The following is a 21,860-nucleotide window of genomic DNA, read 5'->3' as shown; positions in this document are numbered from 1 at the left end:
AGTTCATAACGCTTTGCCATCACAGGATTCCTTTCCGTAGATAGCCGCCGACTCTACAAAATCTAAGCTTCCGAGGGGCGCCGATTGGGTTTCTCGGGATTTCGTACAGAACCTAGTCAACGGCAAGCTGGGGAGCACGGGCGAGTATCGTTACGACAGCCTCGGGCGGCGGGTGGCCAAGCAGTCCGAAATCAATGGCAAGGCCGAGCAGAAGCGCTTTCTTTGGCAAGGGCTGCGGATGTTGCGGGAGGAGGTGCCGGGGCAGAGCAGTTTGTATCTCTATGAGCCGGGTAGCTATGCGCCACTGGCACGGGTCGATCAAGCGGAGGGGGAGGAGCAGAAGGTTTACTACTTCCATACCGATCAGATCGGTACGCCGCTGGAGATGACCGACAGGGAGGGGGAGATTGTCTGGCAGGCTTCTTATCGGTCTTGGGGGGCGTCAGAGTAGATTCTGCTCAATGGGATTGAGCAGAATCTACGCTTCCAAGGACAATATTTCGATGCAGAAACAAGTTTGTGCTATAACACATTTCGTTATTATGATCCGGAAATCGGGCGTTATATCACCCAGGATCCGGTCAGTTTACTCGGGGGTATTAACCTCTATCAGTATGCGATCAACCCTCTTGGGTGGTTAGATCCACTGGGGTGGGCTGGAAATCCAGCAAACGCTATACATATTACATATGAAGGGATTAAAAATGGTAAGCCATATATTGGCTATGCGAGCAAACCAGGATTAGGTCATTCCGCGCAGGAGGTTTTGGCGTATCGCTATTCAAATACTGCGCATTTTGATGTTCCCCCTGAACCATTTTTTTTTGGCGATGGTCAAGCTGGAAAAGATATTGCTCGAGGGTTGGAGCAGCGAGTATTTGAAGATAGAGGTGGTCTTGAGGGGACTTCAAACAAGCAGAATCCCGTGGGTAAAAATAACCCCAATGGAGCACGGTACCTTGCGGCTGCTGATGAGTATAAAACCTCAAGTGGAAAGGCAAAAGTTAGCGGAAAAGTTAAAGGGGCTGTATCATGCTGAGAGCTTTAAAGTGGCAAGAAGGTTTGGTTTTAAGTATAAAAGTGGAGGATGGTGTTTTCGCTATCGCTCAAATGCGAAACAACTATCTTTTAGAAGTGTTCGATGTTTTCAGGGAGGAGGATAACTGGGAAGGTGTCGATCTTAATCGTCTGGATGTCTTGTTCACTATCTTTGTGTCAGTGAAAAATATCAAGGGGATTTTTTCACGCCTGACTACCGGGGCGGAGATTATCCCGAATCAACGGCCTGTCGAAAAACGAATGTTATCTGCTATTTTTGGGGCTCCAGGTAATACAGGGGCACGGCTGATTGAGTTGTCGGATGATTACTCAAGTATTGGTGCTGAAACTCTAAAAGATTCACTCTCCCCAAAAGATGATTTGGATCTAATTTATCGTTATGAACTTTGCGGGATGGTCGGCGATCCCGAAAAAATTCTCTCCAGGCTTAAGAAATACCGAGAAACTGGTGTTAACTGGGATCCGTCTAAAGAGTTTTTGTTTCCCGGCATCCAGCTACCGTCACGGTAGGCTATGACTAGAATTATGGAGAAATGTATCTTTGAAGAGTACTCGATTAATTGAGTGATTTTAAAGGCGACGAACACTCTTGTTATAGTTGAGGTTTGATTACCTATGCTGGAACACCCTGGCCCAGGTCGAACGCTATCAGGACTGTTCGGGCAAAAGCACCCGTTACCGCTACGATGAGCGCCAGTATTTGGTCGCAGTGACCGATGCGCTGAACCAGACCACTACCCTGGAGCGCAAGGCAGACGGTGAAGTACTGCGCGTCAACCATCCGGACGGCAGCGCGGAAAGCTTCACCTACAACGTCTATGGTCAGGTGCTCAGCCACGCCGACGGTAAAGGTCAAACCACACGCCTGTTGCGCACCGCACGTGGCTTGCCGAGCAGCCGTCAGGACGCCAAAGGCCAACGCATTGCTTACGAGTACGACAAAGCCATCCGCCTGACGGCGCTGGTCAATGAAAACAACGCCACCTACAGCTTTGCCTACGATGCCTCGGATCGGCTGAGCGAAGAGGTGCGGGTGGACAACCTGACGCGTCGTTTCAGCTACAACGAGGGCGGTCACCTGACCCGCGTTGATGAAGTCGGGTATGGCGAGCGAGGTGAGCGTCCGGAGCGCAGTACGTTATTTGAACGTGATGCCATCGGCCGACTGATCGCCAAACTCAACAGCGATGCGCGTCAGGAATACCGATACGACGAGGGGGATCGCCTGCTGTCGATTGAGCGCTTGCCCACCGGTAGCGGGAAGAAACTTGCGCACCTGTTATTCGATGGTTTTGTACATGGCGGCCTTGCAAATGCGATGAAGACAGTAATGCGCCTCAGTTGCCGCTCAAGGTTAGCAGTCCCTTGGCCCAGGGACGGTAGCGCAGCGAGAACACCGCGCTTGGGTGGCAGCCTGCAGCGCTGTCCGGGGTAGCAGCGACGGCCTTGAAGGCTTGGCCGTTATGACTGACCTGGCGAAAGGCCTCGCGCACCACGCCAATGGCACAGGGCAGGGCAGCCAGATATTGCTGGCGTACCAGGGATGGCAGGCGCCCGGTACCGGCACCGTCCTGCCACCAGACCTGCACCTGCAAACCTGCCAGTTGCTGCAGCCAAGCGGCATTGACCGCTGGGCTGAGGTGGCCGGCACTGAAGGCACTGATGTGCAAAGGCGCATCAAGGCGGCGGTTGAAGGCCTGCAGTTGGTTGAACAGTGCCTGGCGCCGTTGCGCGTCCTTGAAGTGCAGGTCGTCCAGTTCCATTGGCAGGTACCAGCCTGCCACCGGCAGTTTCCAGTGTTGGCGCAGCAGGCGTTGCTGAACCCGGGAACGGCCCAGTTGGGTTTGCCAGTAAGCGCTCAGGCCGGCACTGTCGAGTTCATCGATGCGCTGGTAATAGGCAGGGTCCATGTACAACCCCAAGACCAGTTGCAGACCCTGCTCATGAGCGGTGCGCAGGCTCTCGGCGAGCCAGCCTTCAGCGCCGCCAAAATCGCTGTCACCGTAGGCGGTCCACTGCACGATCAAGGTCTTGCCACCTTGTGCCACCGTGGCTTTCCACAGCGCTTGCCACTGCGCCTGGCTGAGCTGCGAATCGCGGTTGAGCGGTTGATAGATCAGCTGTTCGTCGGCATGAGCTGACAGGCACATCGCAAGCAATAGCAGGGTCATGAATTTGCGCATCAGAAGTTCATCTCCACGCCGAGCAACATGCCGTCGGCCCGCTCATACAGGTTGCCGCCCAGCGATTGCTGATACTCGGCACGTACCTGGAGCGAGCCGCGGTAGGCGTTGTAGCGATCAGCGTCGAACCACCACTGCCAACGCAGGCCGACACCGGTACGCAGGTCCTGGCGCCAGTCATTACTCGGATCCTGGCTTGAAAACTCGAGAAAGCCGTAGGGCATCAGCGTCTGCGGCGCGTCGCTGGCCAGCTTCCAGGTATGCCCTTGCTGGTAGCGAGACAGCCATTGGTGATCGCCTGCGCGGGTCCACCAGGCGCCGTCCAGGTAGAGAAAGCGTTCGTTCCATTGGTCCTCGTCGATACGCCAATCATTGCGCCACTTGTCCTGGTCGAGGAACGAGGCGGTGGCGCGCAACAGCAGGTCGTTGCTCGACTCGGCATTGCCACGCAAGTCACCCCAGTTGTCGCTAACCTTGCTCGGGCTCAGCAGTTCGCCCAGGCTCAGGCCACTGTAGTGGTCATCGTCGATCTGGCGCTGGTGATAGAGCTCGGCATACAGGTTAAGGTTGGCCTGGCCCAGGGGTTTGTAACGCAGGCCAACCCCGGTGCCCATACTCTGGGCGTAGTCGGTGCGGCTCTGGCCGCCGAACAGTACCCGGCCATACACCGACAGGGTGCTGCCGTTACGGCTGGGCTCTTCGCCCAAGGCGTGGTCCCACATCGCCAATTGCACGTTCTGCGAAGCAGCCCGTCGATCCTCGCGGTTGTCGCGAAAGTTGTCGTTGGTCGAAATACCGGCAGGCGACCAGGTGCTGGCCAAGGTGAAGCTGTCGCGTCGCGACAAGCTTTCGTGGGCGCGGCGCTGGCGGTATTTACGCGCCTCAAGGCTGCCGTACTCGTCGTCTTCGTCAACCCGGTCCTGTTCGACATCGATGACCCGGCGCAGCTCCTGGCGCGCGGCGGCGCTGTCTTCGACTTCGATATAGCGCAGTGCCAGGGTCTCGCCCAGGCGGTAGTCGTCGGGGAAGTCGCGGGTCGATTGCTGCAGGTGCGGGATCGACTGGCGACGAACGGCCGGGTCCTTGGCGCCCGCCAGGCGCATGCCGTAATCGGCACGGTAGCGCGGGTTGTTCGGTGCCAGGCGCACGGCGTCGGCCAGCCAGGCGTTGCTCTGCTCGAACTCACCAGCCTGTTGCGCGGTGACCGAGGCGGCGTAGTAATGCTCCGCCCGCGGCTGATGCGCCAGCGCTTGGCGCTGGTAGGCCATGGCCGCAGCGGTGTCGCCCTGGCGCTGGGCAATCGCCGCGCCCAAGGCGAAGTCGTCGGCGCTGTGGTGGGGGACCTTGCTCCAATGCAACTTGGCCCGATCCACGTCGTTGGCATTGAGGGCACTGCGGGCAGCGGTGAGCCGAGCGTTGTCTGTCCACTGGCTATCGCTGAGGCTGTTCCAGATCGGTTGTGCCGCTTGTGAATCGCCCGCGGCTTCCAGGGCATAGGCCAGCGGCAGGCGGCTGCCGCTGTCACCCAAGCGCTCTGCCGCCTGGTAATAGACCACGGCTTCGCCCGGGCGCTCGGGCATGGCGCAACGGCCCAGAGCACGTAGCTGACCGACTTCGCTGGGAGTGGCGGGAACGGCCTGGCGCACGGCTGCGCACTCGCCGTTCTCAGCCAGACGCGCTAGCAGCAGCGCGCGAGTCGTCGGATCGACTCGAGGGGCAAGGCTGCTCATGCGGCGAACGTCCAGTGGCGCCTCAGCCTGGCTGTAGAGACCACCCAGACGCTGCAGCAAAGACGCTGGCAAGCGGCCCTGGCGGCGGTCGTAGGCCTGTTCGAGCAACTGACGCACGTGGCTTTGGCGGCCTTCTTTGAGCTGCAGAAAAGTCGCTTGTTCCAGTGCGGCCAGGTCGCCGCTCTGGCGATACAGTTGTTCCCACATGTGTGCCGAATGGGTGCCGCCGCCCGCACCGTGCAAGCGTTGATTGAGCACCAGCCAGGTTTTCGGATCCTCCTCGGCACGGCACTGGCCCAATTGTTGACGGGCAAGGTCGGGATCGTGCCGTGACAGCCATTCGGCGGTCTCCAGGCAGGGCCGCTTGAGTTCATTGCTCATGCGCTGCACCAAGGCGCTGTCATTGCCCTGGCGCGCCAGTTCCCACAGCTGTTGGCGTTGCTCTGGATGCCGCAGGTCGGCGTCGGGTAAGGACTGTAGCCAGCGCTGGGCGAGCTGGTCGTGGTCCATGGCGATGGCTCGATTGGCCATGGCCAGGCGCGTCTGACGGGCGATATCGGCTGAGGGCGGGTTTTTTAGCAGTTGCTGCAGTGGCGCTTCATCCAGGCGCTGTACATACGCATTGGCCAGGCGTCGCCAGTCTTTGGCCGGTAGTTGACCACGGGCCGCCAGGGGGGCCAGGGCGTCGATGGTCTGGCTCCAGTCGTGCAACTGCTCGGCCCAGTTTGCCCGCGCCAGGCGCAGAATATTGTCGTCGCCTTTGGACGGCAGGTGGTTGAGCCAGTCCAAGGCCCTGGCTGCGCCGCCGAATTTGGCCAGGCTCAGGCTGTAGGCCTGCCACAGGCGGATACGCTGGTTCAGGGGGCTGTTGGCAATCCAGCTTTCTACCTGACTCGCGCCAGGTGGATCCTGCTCGATCCAGGCCAGGCGCAGCTCCAACAGGGCATCGGCATCGGCATCGGTGGCGCTGGCCTGCTCGGCCAACGTCTCGGCATCGCGGTAGCGGCGTTGGTGAAGCAGCGCCTGGATCAGTAAGGCGCGGGCTTCGTCGTTGTTGGGGACGCGCTGCAACAAGTGGCGGGTCAGGCGTTCTACCTCCGCCCAATTGTTCTGCTTGGCTTCGCGGTAGCTGCGCTCCATGTAGGGGTAGCTGCGAAAACGCTCGAAATCACTGAGGGGGGCAGCCAGGCTGTGGAGGGCATAGAACGACAACAGCAGGCTGGCGAACTTCAACGGTGCACGCAAGCTCATGCCACCTCCCGGGTCAGGTCATAGGCAGCTTGCTGCTCTTGCACCTGCTCGGCGAGTGCGGCTTTTAGCACTTGCTCGGTGATGATGCCGCGGGCGACCAGGTGCTCGCCCAGGGACATGTGTTCAGGGTTGAAGTCCATCAGCGCTTGATTGAACAGGGTCGCTGGGACCATGCCGCGCACCTGCAGCAGGGTACCGAGCATGATCTGGTGGCGACTGACCCGCTCCAGCAAGTTGGCATCATCCTGATGCCGTTCGAGCACCGCGAGCATCTGCCGGGTTTCCTCTTTTTGCCAAGGGCTAGGGTAGTGGTAGCGCAGCCCGAGCGTCACTCGGCCCTGGGGCGCCAGGCGGCAGTTCACCGGACGCTTGAGCTGGCGGCTGATGACTCCCAGAGAAACCTGGCTGACCGGCGTTTCGCTGGCCAGTACCAACGTCTCGCCTTCTTCGGCGACGGGCAAAACGCTGTAATGCACGGCCAGCCTGCGCGGCATTTTTGCGATCAATTGCGGGTCGAGTTTGAACGGGTTGAGCGGGGCCCACGGCAGGTCCAGTTGCTCGCTAAGGGCCTCGACCAATTGTTCACTGGTGAGCAAGCCTTGCAACAGCAGTTCGCGGCCCAGGCGGCGGCGCAGCGGGTTGGTAATCGCCTGGTGCAATTGCGCTTCGCTGATCAGGCCTTTGTCCACCAGACGTTGGCCCAGCGGAGTACGCATGGGGGCGGTCAGGGCGGGGAACTCGTGGGTGGTCTTGTCCCAGGCCACGCGCCGCGAATCACCCATTTCCATGACCTGGCGCAGGGCTCGCAGGTTGGCGAAGAAGTTGACGAAGTTGCTCCACATCATCCGTGGTGCCGACAGCAGCCCCTCGACAATGCCGTAATAGCGAGTGACGAAAAAGCCCCGCTGGAACAGACGGTTGATCAGCATCAGGCCGTTGAGCCAAAGCAATACAGTCAGCGTCTGGCTGTCGGCCAGGATCGACTGGAACTGCCAGCTATTGGGCGCCAGCAGGCCTACCAGCCACATGGCCAGCAACACCAGGAGCAACAGATTGACCAGAAAACTCAGCAAGTAGGCAAACAAACCGCGGCGGTCACGCCAGAGGAAATAATTGAGCGCGCCCTTGCGGCTCCAGCCGAGGTTTTTCGTACCCTGGAAAACGATGCCGACGATCCACCGCGACTTCTGCCGAATCGCATGCTGCCAATCCCGCGGAAAGTGCTCACGCACGCAGATGACCTGGGCGAATTCGCGGCTCATGCCCAGGCGCCAGTCGCGTTTGAGCGCCAACTGCGGGTCAGTGATGGAGTAGCGGGCGAAGATGCACTTCATGCCCTTTTGCTTGAGGCGAAAGCCGATGTCGTAGTCTTCGGTCAGGCTCTGCACGTCAAAGGCGATGCCGTCACCGTCCTCGAGCAAGGCGCTGATGGCCCGGCGGCTGAAGCAGGTGCCGACCCCGGCGCTGGGAACCTGGCCGGTCAACGCTTCACGTACGATGACGTCTTTGCCATGATTTTCGGCGAACTCGTCGACATAGTGGCCGGCGGTAAAGCCTTTCCATTCCGGTGCGAAGGGGTACACCGGGATCTGGATCATGTCTTTGTTGGGCAGCAAGTAGTTGTACAGGCGCAGCTCCATCGGCGAGATGACATCCTCGGCGTCATGCAGGATGAAACCGGCGAACTCGATTTTCGCCTCGCTCTGAAAGCGCAGCAGGGCGTCGATGATGTTGTTCAGACAGTCGGCTTTGCTGGTGGGGCCGGGGCGGGCGCAGACCACTTTATGCACGTTGGGGTAGTGCAGGCACACCGCATCGACATCGGCCTGGGTTTGCGGGTCGTTGGGGTAGGTGCCGACGAATATCTGGTAGTTTTCGTAATCGATGGTCGACGCCGCCAGGCGCGCCATCTCGCCTACCACCCCCACTTCGTTCCAGGCCGGGACCATGATCGCCAGTGGCTTTTCCGGCGCTTCGAACAAACGCTTCTCATCGGCTTTTTCGAACTTGTCGTAGATGCGCAAACGACGGATCAGCCTGCGTCCCCAATACACCAGGTCAATGAACAGGTCGTCCAGCCCCAGCAAAAACATGAGCAGGGCCAGGGTGATCGCCAGGAGCTTGAGGCCGAACAGCACATAGGTCAGGAAGTCGACAAAGGCCAGGCTCATGAGGCATCGGGCTCGCTGGCGGTTTCCTCGAGCCAGCGGCTCAGACGTTCAGCAATACGTTCGCTGGCATGTCCATCACCATAAGGAGTGAACACCCGGCTCATCTGTTTGTAGGCGGCGGGGTCGTCCAGCAATAGGCTGGTTTCCTTGACGATCCGTTCCGTCAGGGTTCCGACCAGTTTCACCGTGCCGCCTTCGAGCACCGAAGGGCGCTCGGTGACTTTGCGCAGCACCAGCAAGGGCTTGCCCAGCGCCGGGGCTTCTTCCTGTACGCCACCGGAATCGGTGAGGATCAGGTAGGCACGGTCCATCAGCCAGACAAAATGTTGATAGTCCTGTGGGGCGACCAGAAGGATGTTCGACTGGTGCGAAAGCACCCCGTATACCGCTTTTTGCACCTGTGGGTTGAGGTGCACCGGGTAGACGAACTGCACATCGGGATAACGCAGGGCGAGTTCAGCCAAGGCCAGGCAGATCCGTTCAAAGCCCTGGCCGAAGTTTTCCCGGCGATGGCCGGTGATCAGCACCATGCGCTGGTCTTCGCGCAATTGCGCCAGCGGCGAGTCGGGCGCCGGCTTCCATTGGCTTTTGTTCAGGTGCTCACGCATCCACAACAAGGCATCGATGACGGTGTTGCCGGTGACCTCGATCTGCTCCAGTACCACGCCTTCGCGCAGCAGGTTATCGCGGGATTTGGTGGTGGGGGCAAAGTGCAGGTCGGCAATAACGCCAGTCAGGCGCCGATTGGCTTCCTCTGGCCAGGGGGCCTTGAGGTTGCCGGTGCGCAGGCCAGCCTCGACATGGCCGATTGGAATCTGCCGGTAGAAGGCGGCGAGGGCGGCGATGAAGCTGGTGGTGGTGTCGCCATGGACCAGGACAATATCGGGCTTGATACGCTCGTAGGTGGCGTCCAGTTGCACCAGCAATTGTTGCGACAGGCCATTGAGGGTCTGGTTCTGGGTCATGACCTGCAGGTCTTCATCGACACTCAGGCCAAAATCCTTGAGCACTTGCTGAAGCATTTCCCGGTGCTGCCCGGTGGAGCAGATGTTCAGCTCCAAGTCCGGCCACTCGCGCAGCACGCGGGCCAGTGGCGCCATCTTGATTGCTTCGGGGCGTGTGCCAAACACCATCATGACTGTGTGCGCCATTGCCCTGCTCCTCGTCCCGTCCTGGATCCACGAAGTTGTACGATCTATTGCTGTTGTAGGAGTTAGATACAAGCAGCAGAAATAAGGCTTGTCCAATCGTCAGGACGGTTTTCTGACGTCAAGGGAGTGGGGCTAGAGCGGTTTTTGTCGGAGTGGGAAGCCGCCTTGCTGGTAATGCCAGTTCTCACTAATCAGTCGATCTGGTATCGCAACCATTCGAGAAATGCCCGCACCACCGGCCGCCGTTCCTGACCCGGCACGCATACCGCATTGTATTGCGCTGCCGGTAAGCGAACATCTTCATGCCAGGGTTGCAGCAGCCCGAGCCGCACACTGTCGGCCACCAGCACATTGCTTGCCAACACCAAGCCATGTCCGGCAATGGCCGCCTGCAAAGCATGGTGTTCGTCGTCGTAATGGTGAACGCGCGCCTGTTGCAGCCAGTGCGATGTGCCCGCCAGATTGCACCAATGGCCCCAATCAATAGCGGCGCCGCTGGCCGAAATCCAAGGCGCTTCGATCAACGCCAGTGGTTGGTCTGCAACGGGTTCCTGCCAGCCAGGTGGGGTGTAGACGGCGAAATACTCTGTCAGCAACGGCAGCCGATACAGTGTCGGGTCGGTATCGAACTCTGCTCGCAGGGCCAGGTCCAGGCTGTGGTCGCGGTGCAGGTCGACAATCTCGTTGGCGGTTTGCACCCGTACCTGAATGTCACTGTGGCGACGATGGAAATCACCCAGGCGCGGAATCAGCCAGAGGCTGGCGAAAGCGGCGGTGGTGGTCAGGGTCAGTTGTTGTTGATCGCCAGATTGAGGGAGGCTCAATCTAGCTCAATTGAAGCGTTGTCTCAATGACGCTAGGGTGAGGGCTCATTCTTCAACCGGAGCCAGTCATGCAAGGCAAGGCGCGCAAAGTGGTCCAGGCCATTCTCTATGAAATTATTGCGGTGCTCTGTGTCGCACCGGCATTGTCCTGGGCCTTCGACGCTGGCATGGCCCACTCCACCGTTCTGTCGTTGATTCTCTCGGCAGTGGCGCTGTCCTGGAACATGTTTTACAACTGGGCCTTCGAGTCCTGGGAAGCGCGCCAGCAACAACGTCGGCGAACCCTGTGGCGGCGATTTCTGCATGCCTTGGGCTTTGAAGGTGGGCTGGTGGTGATTCTTTTGCCCGTGGTGGCGGTGTGGATGCAGGTCAGCCTGTGGGCAGCGTTGTTGACCAACCTGGCGTTGTTCCTGTTCTTCTTTGTCTATGCCTTTGTTTTCCAGTGGGCCTTCGATCGGGTATTCGATGTGCCTGAGTCAGCACGCGAGCCTGCTTGACTTCGCCTATACGCCTGCGCTAGTTTCGCTGGCATGAACACATTCCTGCAGTTGTCTCAGCCAAGCATTATTACCGCCATTATCGTTTTGGCGGGCTAGCTGACACTTGCACCGAACCCGCCCTGGAGGCGGGTTCTTTCTCTCTCTCCTGGGCACTTTAAAAAACCAGGAGTCACTGATGACCAGCCTTGCCGTTAGCCCTCGCACACCGTCCGCGTCGCTGAATCTGCTGCCCGATTACGTGCGCAGGATTCTTGCTGCACCAGTGTACGACCTGGCCATCGAAACGCCCCTGCAGCTTGCCCCGGCGTTGTCCGCCGCGTTGGGCAACCAGGTGCTGCTCAAGCGCGAGGACCTGCAACCGACGTTCTCGTTCAAGATTCGCGGTGCCTATAACCGTCTCAGCCGCCTGAGCCCAGCGCAACGCGCGCGCGGCGTGATCACCGCATCCGCCGGCAATCACGCCCAAGGCGTGGCCCTGGCCGCCCGCGAACTGGGTATGCGCGCGACCATTGTCATGCCAACCACCACGCCAGAGTTGAAAGTTACTGGGGTGCGTTCGCGCGGTGGTGAAGTGGTGCTGCACGGCGACAGTTTTCCGCATGCCTTGGCCCACGCGCTGAAATTGGCCGACAGCGATGGCGCAACCTTCGTTCCGCCCTTTGATGACCCGGACGTAATCGCCGGCCAGGGCACGGTGGCCATGGAAATCCTGCGCCAACAGCCCGGTGCACTGGACGCGATCTTCGTGCCGGTCGGTGGCGGCGGGTTAATCGCCGGCATTGCCGCCTACGTCAAATACTTGCGCCCGGAGGTGAAAGTAATCGGCGTCGAACCCCAGGACTCCAACTGCCTGCAAGTTGCGATGCAGGCCGGTGAGCGGGTGGTGCTGCCACAGGTCGGTAGCTTTGCCGAGGGCGTGGCGGTAGCGCAGATCGGCGCCCATTGCTTCGAGGTGTGTCGGCACTTTGTTGACGAGGTCATCACCGTCAGCAATGACGAGCTGTGCGCGGCAATCAAGGATATCTACGACGATACCCGCTCGATCACTGAACCGTCCGGGGCCTTGGCGGTGGCTGGGATCAAGAAGTACGTCGCCCGTGAGCGCGCCCGGGGCCAGACTCTGGTGGCGATCGATTCGGGTGCCAACGTCAACTTCGATCGCTTGCGCCATGTCGCCGAGCGCGCCGAACTGGGTGAGCAGCGCGAAGCGATCATCGCCGTCACCATCCCCGAGCAACCCGGCAGCTTCCGCGCCTTTTGCCAGGCCCTGGGCAAGCGCCAGATCACCGAGTTCAATTACCGCTATTACCCCGGCAAGGAAGCCCGTCTGTTCGTCGGCGTGCAGACCCACCCACAGCACGATCCGCGTGATCAGTTGCTGGCCAGCCTGCGCGCGCAGGGCTACAGCGTGCTCGACCTGACCGACAACGAACTGGCCAAGCTGCACGTGCGTCATACCGTAGGTGGGCATGCCGGGCCGGGCGCTGATGAGCGCGTACTGCGCTTTGAGTTCCCCGAGCGCCCGGGTGCCTTGTTGGGTTTTCTTGAGCGGCTGGGCAAACGCTGGAACATCAGCCTGTTCCACTACCGCAACCATGGGGCAGCCGACGCACGGGTGTTCGCGGCGCTGGAGGTACCGTCCGAAGAACAGGACGATCTACCGGCTGCGCTGGATGCCATGGGATATCGCTATTGGGATGAAACCGACAACCCGGCCTATCGACTGTTCCTGGGCTGAGCAAGCCTTGCCCCAGATCAACACGGGGCAGGGCGTATAGGCGGATCCTCGGGGCAATGGAATATTGCACGAGGGTTTTGCCATGAGCAGCACGTTCTTCATCCCTGCCGTCAACATCATGGGCATCGATTGTCTTGACGAAGCGATGACCGCCATCGCCGGCTACGGATTGCGCAAGGCGCTGATCGTCACTGACACCGGGTTGGCCAAGGCTGGTGTAGCTGCGCGCATTGCCGAATTGCTGGCTATGCGCGACATCGACTCGTCGATCTTTGACGGCGCCAAACCCAATCCCAGTATCGCCAACGTCGAGCAGGGCCTGGCGCAGTTGCAGCGCGAACGCTGCGATTGCGTGATTTCTCTGGGGGGTGGCTCGCCGCACGACTGCGCCAAGGGCATTGCCCTGTGCGCCACCAATGGCGGCAAGATCAGCGACTATGAAGGGGTTGACCGCTCGGCCAAGCCGCAGCTGCCGTTGATTGCCATCAATACCACCGCCGGCACCGCCAGTGAAATGACCCGTTTTTGCATCATCACCGACGAGGCACGTCATGTAAAAATGGCCATCGTCGACCGCAACGTCACCCCATTGCTGTCGGTCAACGACCCGGCGTTGATGGCTGGGATGCCTAAAGGCTTGACCGCTGCGACCGGGATGGATGCGCTGACCCATGCCATTGAAGCCTACGTGTCGACGGCTGCGACGCCGATCACCGATGCCTGCGCCATCAAGGCGATTGAACTGATCAGCGAAAACCTGCGTCAGGCCGTGGCCGAAAGCAGCGACTTGCAGGCGCGGGAGAACATGGCCTACGCGCAGTTCCTCGCGGGTATGGCGTTCAACAATGCTTCGCTGGGGTATGTACATGCCATGGCCCACCAGTTGGGCGGCTTCTACGACCTGCCACATGGTGTGTGCAATGCCGTGTTGCTACCTCATGTGCAGCGCTTTAACGCCAACGTCAGTGCCGCGCGGCTGCGTGATGTGGCCAAGGCGATGGGCGTGGATGTCTCTGGCATGAGTGCGCAACTGGGCAGTGATGCGGCGATTGCGGCGATTGAAAGCCTGTCGCGGGACATTCAGATCCCGGCTGGGTTGGCGGAACTGGGCGTAAAAGAAGTGGATGTGCCGGTTCTGGCCAGCAATGCGTTGAAGGATGCCTGCGGTTTGACCAACCCACGGCCAGCCAATCAGGAGGAGATTGAAGGCATCTTCAAGGCTGCTTTCTGATCGGATGGGTATGGCAAGGCCGGCTCCTACAGGTTTCGCTGTGGGAGCCGGGCTCGGTGTTGAAGCTTTTGTTCAGACGACTAATGACAACAGCATGATAAAGATGATGCCGACCACCGAAAGAATGGTCTCCATCATGCTCCAGGTTTTGAACGTCTCGGCCACGGTCATGTTGAAGTACTGTTTCACCAGCCAGAAACCGGCATCGTTGACGTGAGAAAGGATCAACGAGCCGGCGCCTGTCGCCAACACCAGCAACTCGCGATTGACTCCCGGCATCATGCCGATTACCGGCGCCACAATCCCGGCCCCGGTAATGGTTGCCACCGTCGCTGATCCAGTGGCGATACGAATCACCGCGGCCACCAGCCAGGCCAGCATGATCGGTGAGATCTGCGCCTGTACGGCCATCTGGCCGATGACATTTCCCACCCCGGTATCCACCAGCATTTGCTTGAAACCGCCGCCGGCGCCAACGATCAAGATGATGGCTGCAGTGGGCGCCAGGCTCTGGTCGAGCAGTTTCATGATCTGCTGGCGAGAGAACCCGCGTGCCGCGCCAAAGGTATAGAACGCCAACAGCAGGGCGGCCAGCAGGGCGGTGATCGGGTGGCCGATCAGGTCCATCCATTGGCGCACGATGTGCTCCGCCGGCAGTACCACATCGGCGAAGGTTTTCAGCAGCATCAGGAACACCGGCAACAGCACGGTAATCAGGGTCACGCTGAAACTTGGCAGGTTCTTCTGCTCGGACTCACGGGCGATCTGGTCCATCAGCTCTTGCGATGGCGTGCCCGGGATGTAGCGCGAGATGAAGTTGCCATACAGCGGGCCGGCAATGATCGCGGTGGGCAGTGCAACGATCAGGCCATAGAAAATGGTCTTGCCGATGTCGGCATTGAAAATGCCAATCGCCAACAGCGGTCCGGGATGCGGCGGGACCAGGCCGTGGACCACCGAAAGCCCAGCCAGCAATGGAATGCCAATCTTGATCAGCGATACTCCGGAACGCCGGGCGACAATGAACACCAACGGGATCAGCAGGACGAAGCCGATCTCAAAGAATAGCGGGATACCGACCAGAAAAGCCGCGAACATCATCGCCCAGTGCACTTTCTCTTTGCCAAAAGCACGGATTAACGTCTGAGCGATCTGGTCGGCACCGCCGGAGTCTGCCATCAACTTGCCGAGCATGGTGCCCAAGGCCAGGACGATACCGACAAAACCCAGCACGCCACCAAAGCCGTCCTGGAAAGATTTCATCACTTTGGCCACTGGCATGCCCGAGGTCAGGCCGAGAAATCCGGCTGCCAGCGTCAAGGCGACAAAGGGGTGGACTTTGAAGTGGGTGATCAGTAGCACCAGACCGATGATGGTGACTACGGCATCGAGCAGCAGGTAGGTATCAGTTGCCAAACCGAACATGGTTCAGTGCCTCATATTGTCTTTGTTGTGGGCGCAGCGTTTACAGCGGATATGGGGTAAGACAGCGCTATCTTTGGTGAGCCGGAAAACTGCCCTGTCAGGCCGTTCGCGCCAGCACCGGTTCACCGCAAGTCTTTAGCCACAGGTCCACCTGCACGGCCAGGGTGTCCACGGGCAAGGTGGCGTCCAGAGGCAGGGTCAGGGCTTCACCATTGGGTCGTTCGAGGGCGGCGAACTGGCTGTCGATCAGGCTCGCGGGCATAAAGTGCCCAGGACGGGCAAGCACTCGCCGACTGGCCTCTTCAGGCGTCAGGTCGAGAAACACGAATCCGAGGTCCGGCACTGCATGACGCAAGGCGTCGCGGTAGCGCTTTTTCAGTGCCGAACAGGTCAGGATGGGGCGTTCGCCAGCCTTGAGGCAGGCCTGCAACTCTTCGCCTAAACGGATCAACCAGCCAGCGCGGTCGCCGTCGTCCAGGGGAATGCCAGCGCTCATTTTCTGGATATTGGCAGCGGGGTGGAAGTCATCGCCTTCGATCAGGCGGCCGCCGCTCAGGCCTGCAATGGCGGCACCAACGTAGCTTTTGCCGCAGCCAGCTACGCCCATGACCACGATTGCCGATAGGGGTGGGTTCATCGGTACCTCCTGCAAGGCAAGACAGCGCTATCTTGAGCCGCTATGACGTTAGGCTCGGGCGCTTCCTACCCAGATGTTATTGATCTTGTATTCAGCAGTCTGGTGCTCATTTCAGGTCATCTGCAGTTATGCATTGCCTGTGTTCTGAGACAGCGCTACCTTAGTGCCCGTTCCCTATTCTTTGCAAGTCGAAAATAAAATTCCCCATGACCCGCATCGGCTCACGTACTACCGGTCGTCCCACTCTGGCGGAAGTCGCCAGGCTTTCCGGGGTTTCCCCGATTACGGCCTCACGTGCCTTGCGCGGGGTCAGCACGGTTGCCCCGGAGCTGGTCGAGAAGGTCAAGCTGGCGGCAACCACCCTGGGCTACGTTGCCAACCCTGCTGCCCGGGCGCTGGCGTCGGCACAGAGCGCGTCGATCGTGGTGCTGATTCCGTCGTTGTCCAACCAGCTGTTCATCGAAACCTTGGAAGCAGTCCATGAAGTCATGCGCCCGCGTGGCCTGGAAGTACTGATCGGCAACTATCACTACGATATCGCCGAAGAAGAGAACCTGATTCGTAACTACCTGGCCTATCAGCCTCGCGGCATTCTGCTCACCGGGTTTGACCGCAGCGAAGCGGCCAAACAGATGCTCAGTGCCAGTGGTGTGCCCTGTGTGCACATGATGGAATTGGGTAACCCGGAGCAGGGCATGTCGGTGGGCTTTTCCCAGCAGCAGGCTGGTGCGGCGGCGGCACGCCATCTCCTTGATCGCGGTTGTCAGCGCCTGGCCTTTATCGCCGCGCAACTCGACCCACGGGTGATGCAGCGGGCTGAAGGCTTTCGCCAGGCGTTGGTCGAAGCGGGCCGTTTTGCCGAAGAACTGCAAGTGCTGTCACCGCAACCCTCGTCCATAGGTTTGGGCGGTGAGTTGTTCGCCCAGTTGCTGGCGCAGCACAGGGATGTCGACGGGATTTTTTTCTGCAACGACGACTTGGCTCAGGGCGCCGTTCTCGAAGCGCTACGTTTAGGGATCAAGGTGCCGCAACAGGTGGCCATGGTGGGTTTCAACGATCTACCCGCTTCAGCGCATATGGTTCCGCGCCTGACCTCGATCCGCACGCCTCGCGCCGCCATTGGCCGTTGCGCTGCCCAGGCGTTGCTCGGTCTGCTCGATGGCAAGCGTGGCAGCGCACACAACCAGGACCTGGGCTTTGAATTGGTGGTGCGCGAAAGCAGTTGAGCAACGGCCCACTCGCGCCGGGTGGGGTGATATCAAATTGCTTGCACGGCGCCATTGTTTATCTATGCTCAGCAAAACCTGAGCATAGAGGGTGGTTCGATGTTTGATTTTCATCGTAAGTCCGATCTGGCCGAAATCGAGCAGTACACCCGTGCATTAGCCGGGATCAATGCCAAACTAGCCGCCATCAGCCGCTCTATGGCGATGATCGAGTTCAGCCCGGACGGGATCATTCTTGAAGCCAATGATAACTTCTGCAAGGCCATGGGCTACAGCCTTGAGCAGATTCGCGGCAAGCACCACCGGATGTTCTGTGAAAAAGACTACGCCAATAGCGAAGATTATCGGCGTTTGTGGCGGGATCTGGCTCGCGGTGAGCCGCAGAGCGGTACGTTTGCCCGAATTGATAACCAAGGCCGTGAGCTCTGGCTTGAAGCCAGCTACATGCCGGTATTCGGACCTCAGCAGCAAGTCACCAGCGTAATCAAAGTGGCGTCCGACATCACCCAGCGGGTCAAGGAAGAACATGAAAGTGAAAGCTTGATCAATGCCATCAGCCGCTCCATGGCAATGATTGAATTCACCCCTGAAGGCAAGGTGATCAAGGCCAACCAGAACTTTCTCGACACCCTGCATTACCGCCATGAAGAGATTGTCGGTCAGCATCACAGCCTGTTCTGCCGCAAGCGTGAAAGCGAGTCGGCCGCCTATAAAGCATTCTGGGCTTCGCTCAACCGAGGTGAGTACCATTCACATCGCTTTGAACGGGTCAACAAACGGGGGCAGATGGTCTACCTCGAAGCATCCTATAACCCGATTTTCGACACCCGCGGGCGCCTGTATAAGGTGGTCAAGTTCGCCAGTGATATCACTTCTCAGGTCAGCACTCAGCAAACGGCCGCCGAGGCGGCCCATGCCACTTCAGTGCAGAATGATGCCTGTGCACGTAAGGGCTCTCAGGTCGTTCAGCAGACGGTGCAGGTGATCGAGGAAATTTCCGTGAACCTCAATGCGGCTGCACGCAGCATCGACGCGGTGAGTAAACAGTCAGAGCTGATTGGACAGATCGTGCAGACGATTCGGGGGATTGCTGACCAAACCAACCTGCTGGCCCTTAACGCGGCTATCGAAGCGGCGCGTGCTGGCGGGCATGGACGCGGTTTTGCTGTGGTAGCAGACGAGGTACGGAGCCTGGCCGCACGCACCAGCAAGGCAACCCTGGAAATCGTCGAAGTGGTGCGCCAGAACCACGACCTGTCGCTGACCGCAGTGGCCAGCATGCAGTCAAGCCTGAGCCGCACCGGCATCGGTGTGGAACTGGCCAATGAAGCAGGCGAGGTGATTCTGGAAATCCAGCAGGGCTCCCAGCATGTGGTCGATGCCATCAGTCAAATCAACTCGACCTTGCAGCTGCACTGAGTGTATCGCCCCGGCCTCTGGCCGCTATTGGCTATGGGCTTGGATCAACTGCGTTTTCAGGGTCAACAAGCTCTGTTCCAGGTTGCCTAGCAAGGCCTTGAGCTGACCGTTCGAGGCATCGCCGAGGCAGGCTTGCTCGACGGCCTGGCAATGCCGTACCACACCGTGCGCCTTGAGCATCTTGGCGCCGCCCTTGATGCGGTGAGCCAGGGCGCGCACGTTGGCGCGCGAAGGGTGCGAGCCAAGGGCGCGCAGGGCTTCGAGGTCTTCACCGTTGCTGCGCGTCAGCTCGTCGAGCAGACGACGGACCAGACTGGGATCACCAAGGGTCAAGTAGCGCAGATTGTCGATGTCGAAGCCGCTGGCGTGTTCCTCATCCTCGGCCGTCTGTGGAGCCGCTACGGGGGTGTTCATGCCCTGCAGGTGACGCCGCAGTTGTGCCAGGCCAATGGGCTTGAACAGGCAGTCGTTCATGCCACTGGCCAGGCAACGTTCGCGCTCTTGTGCCTGGGCATTGGCGGTCAGGCCGAGAACCACACAGGCCGGTCGCTGCAACTGCCGCTCCTGGGCACGGATCTGGCGCGCCAACTGATGGCCGTCCATAACGGGCATGTGGCAGTCGGTGATGACCGCGTCAAAACTGTTCTTGTGCCACAGTGCCAAGGCCTGCTGTCCATCGCTGGCCTGGCTGACCCGATGACCAAGCAGCGTCAGCTGGCGCTCGAGCAGCATCAGGTTGGCCGGGTAGTCATCCACCACCAGAATCGCCAGCGCTGGCAGGCTATCGGCTGCTGTCACAGGCATGTTGTCGGTTTCAGTTGCCGGTTCAGCCAGGGGCAGCGTCAGCGCGACATGGACACGGGTGCCTTGATTCGGTGCACTTTGCAAGTGCAACTGACCGCCCATGAGCTCACACAGGTTTCGACTGATGATCAGGCCCAGGCCAGTACCCTGACGGGAGGTGTGGGCTCCCACTTGAGCAAAGTGCTGAAACAGCTGCTGCTGGTCTGCAGCGCTGATGCCGATACCGCTGTCTTCGACACCGAGCAGAATCTGCAGTTGGCCTGCCTGGCTGTGATCGACAGACAGGCTGACGTTGACACTGCCTTGGTCGGTGAACTTGATTGCATTGCTCACCAGGTTCGAGAGGATCTGCTTCAGGCGTAGCGCATCGACGGCCACCAGGCTGTCGGTGGGTTGCAAATCGACCTCCAGCCTCAACCCCTTGAGCCTGGCATTGCCTTCGAACACGCGTACGGTGGCGGTAATCAAGTTATTGAGGTCTGTCGGTTGTGGCGCCAGGCTCATGTGCCCGGCTTCGATGCGGACGATGTCGAGAATGTCGCCGATCAGCTCCAGCAGGCCGTTGGCCGATTCAAATGCCACCTGCAGGGAGGTGCGGTCAACACGGCCTTGAGCGGCATCTTCGATGGCCAGTTCGAGTAAACCGATGACGGCGTTCATCGGCGTACGGATTTCGTGGCTCATGGTCGCCAGGAAGGTGCTTTTTGCACGGCTGGCGTTTTCCGCCTGCTCTTTGGCCAGACGCAGCTCTTCGAGCAAACGCTTGCTGAACGCCAGTTCTGTCTGCAGGGCCTGTTCGGCTTCACTGCGTCGCCGAATCAGCTCCCGCAGGTAACGGTTCCAGATGATCACTGCAATGATCAACGCCCCGGCGGCAAGCAAGATCTGCACGATCAGCCCGCGGTAGTTGTACCAGAGGCTGTCACTGATCAATGCATTGGTGCGCCAACGCCCCGTCAATTCGGTCATATCGTCCGGTGGGATGCTGAGTAAGGCTTTGTCGAGGATCGATTGCAACAGCTTGGCGTTGCGGGCCACGGCAAAGGAGGCGATGCCAGGTTGGTCGCCATAGATCGAGGCGATCTGCAGTTTGTCCTTGAACAGATGGCTGACAAAATAGGCAGCGTTGATTTGTGAGCTCAAGGCGGCATCCGCCTTGCCTTGTTCGACAGACTCCATCAGCGTCAATGGATCGTCGACCAGTACCAGTGTGGTCTCGGGATAGCGCAGGCGCAGGTCGGTCTCCAACGGGAAAAAGTCGCGGATCAAGGCCAGCCGCTTGCCTTTGAGCTGCTCGGCGTTGTGCAGGGTGTGGTTATCGGTACGGGTGACCAATACTCTCGGGGTGATCAGGTAGGGGCGACTGAAGTGCAAGGTGGCCTCGCGCGCCGGAGTAGGCGGCAGCACCGCAGCGATATCGACGTCGCCTTGCTCGAGCTGCTCAATAATCTGCGCCACTGAGTCGACGGCATGAATGTCGAATTTCAGGCCGGTACGTATACTGATTTGATCGAGGACATCGGCGGTGATGCCGCGAAACTGATGGTCCTCATCAAAGAAGGTCATCGGCGCAAAGTACTTGTTTATCGCCACACGTAGCCGTGGGTGTTGTTCGATCCAGGCCCGTTCAGCGGCACTCAGGCTGACACTGTTGCGATTGAGTAGCACGCGGGTGCTGCCACTGGTCCAGCGGCGCAGAATATTCAAGCGGTCATTGTCACCGATGCGATCCAGTGCCTGATCGACCAGGCGTAACAACGTGGGGTTATTGCGCGACACGGCAAAGGCGAAGGTGCCGCGCAGGTTCTTGATGAAGTGGTCGACTTGCACATTGCCCAGGTAGACGCGGGTGATCAGGTAATCACTGCTGACGGCATCACCGAGAAAGGCATCGGCTTGGCCCAACGCCACTGCCGAGAGACCGGCCAGGGCAGAGCTGTACAACTGCAGTTTCGCCTGCGGGTAAAGGGCGCTCACCAAGGGCTGTGGCAAATAGTGATCGACCATCGCCAGACGCAGGCCTTCGAGTGTGTCGTTGTTGCGCAGGGAGTTCCCCGGTGCAGTGACAATCACCGGTTGATCGTCGGTGTAAGAGTGGCTGAGTACCAGTTGCGCGTCTGCGGCCTCGAAGGCATTGGAACTGCCCAACATATCGATCTTCCCGGCATGCAAGGCGGCAATAGCCTGAGCCCGGTCGGTAAAACGCCGCACCTTGATCGGGATGCCCAGTAGCTCACCGATCAGCCCGGCATAGTCGGCGGTCAGGCCTTCGTAGTCATTGCTGCTGACGTTGATATCAAACGGTGGGTAGTCCGGCACGGTCGTGCCGAGCAGCAAATGATGCTTGTTCTTGAGCCACTGCTTGTCTTCGGCCGACAGCACCAGCGCTGTGCTGCTACTGATTGAGCGGGCCAGGAGCTGGCGAGGCTCACCGACATCGATAGCGCTGGCGTGAAGCGCCTGGAAGCTGAGCAGGCCACCCAGCCATAAAGCCTTGAGGAGTTTCATGAG

General features: G+C 59.5%; 14 protein-coding genes and 3 pseudogenes. 9 read left to right on the top strand and 8 right to left on the bottom strand.

Annotation, left to right across the window (positions count from 1 at the left end; translation table 11 throughout):
• Positions 1-106: 106 nt before the first annotated feature.
• From ACQRAX_RS05280 to ACQRAX_RS05270, 3 genes and pseudogenes are all read left to right on the top strand, one after another.
• Positions 107-1,039 (top strand): annotated as a pseudogene (locus ACQRAX_RS05280) (RHS repeat domain-containing protein); the annotation flags it as partial.
• Positions 1,033-1,569, top strand: a complete 537-nt coding sequence (locus tag ACQRAX_RS05275) for a hypothetical protein (protein ID WP_412039105.1) — start codon at positions 1,033-1,035, stop codon at positions 1,567-1,569. The pseudogene ACQRAX_RS05280 and the gene ACQRAX_RS05275, both read left to right, overlap by 7 nt.
• A 100-nt stretch (positions 1,570-1,669) precedes the next feature.
• Positions 1,670-2,329, top strand: a pseudogene (locus ACQRAX_RS05270) (type IV secretion protein Rhs); the annotation flags it as partial.
• Between the two features lie 67 nt (positions 2,330-2,396).
• On the opposite strand, the gene ACQRAX_RS05265 reads toward ACQRAX_RS05270, so the two are convergent.
• The 5 genes from ACQRAX_RS05265 to ACQRAX_RS05245 all read right to left on the bottom strand — a co-directional run bounded on the left by ACQRAX_RS05265 (position 2,397) and on the right by ACQRAX_RS05245 (position 10,369).
• Positions 2,397-3,242: a DUF4434 family protein gene (locus ACQRAX_RS05265; protein WP_412039106.1), complete on the bottom strand. Its 846-nt coding sequence runs from the start codon at positions 3,240-3,242 to the stop codon at positions 2,397-2,399.
• Positions 3,242-6,223 (bottom strand): NfrA family protein, encoded by a 2,982-nt coding sequence (locus ACQRAX_RS05260; protein WP_412039107.1) that lies wholly within the window; start codon positions 6,221-6,223, stop codon positions 3,242-3,244. The genes ACQRAX_RS05265 and ACQRAX_RS05260 overlap by 1 nt, the downstream gene beginning before the upstream one ends.
• A complete protein-coding gene (gene nrfB / locus ACQRAX_RS05255; RefSeq protein WP_412039108.1) occupies positions 6,220-8,394 on the bottom strand; it encodes a cyclic di-3',5'-guanylate-activated glycosyltransferase NrfB in 2,175 nt (724 codons plus the stop codon). Before nrfB ends, ACQRAX_RS05260 begins: the two co-directional genes overlap by 4 nt.
• Positions 8,391-9,545: a non-hydrolyzing UDP-N-acetylglucosamine 2-epimerase gene (wecB, locus tag ACQRAX_RS05250; protein WP_412039109.1), complete on the bottom strand. Its 1,155-nt coding sequence runs from the start codon at positions 9,543-9,545 to the stop codon at positions 8,391-8,393. The genes nrfB and wecB overlap by 4 nt, the downstream gene beginning before the upstream one ends.
• Positions 9,546-9,736: 191 nt before the next feature.
• Complete coding sequence (locus tag ACQRAX_RS05245; RefSeq protein ID WP_412039110.1) at positions 9,737-10,369, bottom strand: LysR substrate-binding domain-containing protein; 633 nt, start codon at positions 10,367-10,369, stop codon at positions 9,737-9,739.
• 68 nt (positions 10,370-10,437) lie between these two features.
• Here ACQRAX_RS05245 and ACQRAX_RS05240 point away from each other — a divergent pair, with 68 nt between their 5' ends.
• From ACQRAX_RS05240 to yiaY, 3 genes are all read left to right on the top strand, one after another.
• Complete coding sequence (locus ACQRAX_RS05240) at positions 10,438-10,866, top strand: PACE efflux transporter (protein ID WP_045179802.1); 429 nt, start codon at positions 10,438-10,440, stop codon at positions 10,864-10,866.
• Positions 10,867-11,044: 178 nt separating this feature from the next.
• Positions 11,045-12,607 (top strand): threonine ammonia-lyase, biosynthetic, encoded by a 1,563-nt coding sequence (gene ilvA / locus ACQRAX_RS05235; protein ID WP_412039111.1) that lies wholly within the window; start codon positions 11,045-11,047, stop codon positions 12,605-12,607.
• Positions 12,608-12,689: 82 nt separating this feature from the next.
• On the top strand, positions 12,690-13,838 hold the full coding sequence (gene yiaY, locus ACQRAX_RS05230; protein WP_412039112.1) for an L-threonine dehydrogenase: 1,149 nt from the start codon (positions 12,690-12,692) through the stop codon (positions 13,836-13,838).
• 72 nt (positions 13,839-13,910) lie between these two features.
• On the opposite strand, the gene ACQRAX_RS05225 is transcribed toward yiaY, so the two are convergent.
• Both ACQRAX_RS05225 and ACQRAX_RS05220 read right to left on the bottom strand, forming a co-directional pair.
• Complete coding sequence (locus tag ACQRAX_RS05225) at positions 13,911-15,263, bottom strand: GntP family permease (RefSeq protein ID WP_400174117.1); 1,353 nt, start codon at positions 15,261-15,263, stop codon at positions 13,911-13,913.
• 97 nt (positions 15,264-15,360) lie between these two features.
• Positions 15,361-15,900: a gluconokinase gene (locus tag ACQRAX_RS05220; protein ID WP_412039113.1), complete on the bottom strand. Its 540-nt coding sequence runs from the start codon at positions 15,898-15,900 to the stop codon at positions 15,361-15,363.
• A 206-nt stretch (positions 15,901-16,106) separates the two neighbouring features.
• Here ACQRAX_RS05220 and ACQRAX_RS05215 point away from each other — a divergent pair, with 206 nt between their 5' ends.
• From ACQRAX_RS05215 to ACQRAX_RS05205, 3 genes and pseudogenes are all read left to right on the top strand, one after another.
• On the top strand, positions 16,107-17,126 hold the full coding sequence (locus ACQRAX_RS05215; protein ID WP_412039114.1) for a LacI family DNA-binding transcriptional regulator: 1,020 nt from the start codon (positions 16,107-16,109) through the stop codon (positions 17,124-17,126).
• A 99-nt stretch (positions 17,127-17,225) separates the two neighbouring features.
• Positions 17,226-18,008: pseudogene (locus tag ACQRAX_RS05210) on the top strand (PAS domain-containing protein); the annotation flags it as partial.
• A gap of 42 nt (positions 18,009-18,050) precedes the next feature.
• Positions 18,051-18,545, top strand: a complete 495-nt coding sequence (locus tag ACQRAX_RS05205) for a methyl-accepting chemotaxis protein (RefSeq protein WP_427867727.1) — start codon at positions 18,051-18,053, stop codon at positions 18,543-18,545.
• Positions 18,546-18,569: 24 nt separating this feature from the next.
• On the opposite strand, the gene ACQRAX_RS05200 is transcribed toward ACQRAX_RS05205, so the two are convergent.
• The gene (locus ACQRAX_RS05200) at positions 18,570-21,857 is read right to left on the bottom strand and encodes a transporter substrate-binding domain-containing protein (RefSeq protein ID WP_412039115.1); all 3,288 of its coding nucleotides are present in this window, start codon (positions 21,855-21,857) and stop codon (positions 18,570-18,572) included.
• Between the last annotated feature and the right edge of the window lie 3 nt (positions 21,858-21,860).

The organism is Pseudomonas sp. UM16, assembly GCF_050312595.1.
Lineage (GTDB): Bacteria > Pseudomonadota > Gammaproteobacteria > Pseudomonadales > Pseudomonadaceae > Aquipseudomonas.
Note: the sequence above shows the minus strand (reverse complement) of the source record. Positions and strands in the feature narration are given on the sequence as shown.

Bases quoted from the DNA above. Each gene is read 5' to 3' on its own strand.
- ACQRAX_RS05275 (WP_412039105.1), top strand. From the start codon at position 1,033: ATGCTGAGAGCTTTAAAGTGGCAAGAAGGTTTGGTTTTAAGTATAAAA.
- ilvA (WP_412039111.1), top strand. From the start codon at position 11,045: ATGACCAGCCTTGCCGTTAGCCCTCGCACACCGTCCGCGTCGCTGAAT.
- wecB (WP_412039109.1), bottom strand. From the start codon at position 9,545: ATGGCGCACACAGTCATGATGGTGTTTGGCACACGCCCCGAAGCAATC.
- ACQRAX_RS05215 (WP_412039114.1), top strand. From the start codon at position 16,107: ATGACCCGCATCGGCTCACGTACTACCGGTCGTCCCACTCTGGCGGAA.
- nrfB (WP_412039108.1), bottom strand. From the start codon at position 8,394: ATGAGCCTGGCCTTTGTCGACTTCCTGACCTATGTGCTGTTCGGCCTC.
- yiaY (WP_412039112.1), top strand. From the start codon at position 12,690: ATGAGCAGCACGTTCTTCATCCCTGCCGTCAACATCATGGGCATCGAT.
- ACQRAX_RS05240 (WP_045179802.1), top strand. From the start codon at position 10,438: ATGCAAGGCAAGGCGCGCAAAGTGGTCCAGGCCATTCTCTATGAAATT.
- ACQRAX_RS05260 (WP_412039107.1), bottom strand. From the start codon at position 6,223: ATGAGCTTGCGTGCACCGTTGAAGTTCGCCAGCCTGCTGTTGTCGTTC.
- ACQRAX_RS05220 (WP_412039113.1), bottom strand. From the start codon at position 15,900: ATGAACCCACCCCTATCGGCAATCGTGGTCATGGGCGTAGCTGGCTGC.
- ACQRAX_RS05225 (WP_400174117.1), bottom strand. From the start codon at position 15,263: ATGTTCGGTTTGGCAACTGATACCTACCTGCTGCTCGATGCCGTAGTC.
- ACQRAX_RS05265 (WP_412039106.1), bottom strand. From the start codon at position 3,242: ATGCGCAAATTCATGACCCTGCTATTGCTTGCGATGTGCCTGTCAGCT.
- ACQRAX_RS05200 (WP_412039115.1), bottom strand. From the start codon at position 21,857: ATGAAACTCCTCAAGGCTTTATGGCTGGGTGGCCTGCTCAGCTTCCAG.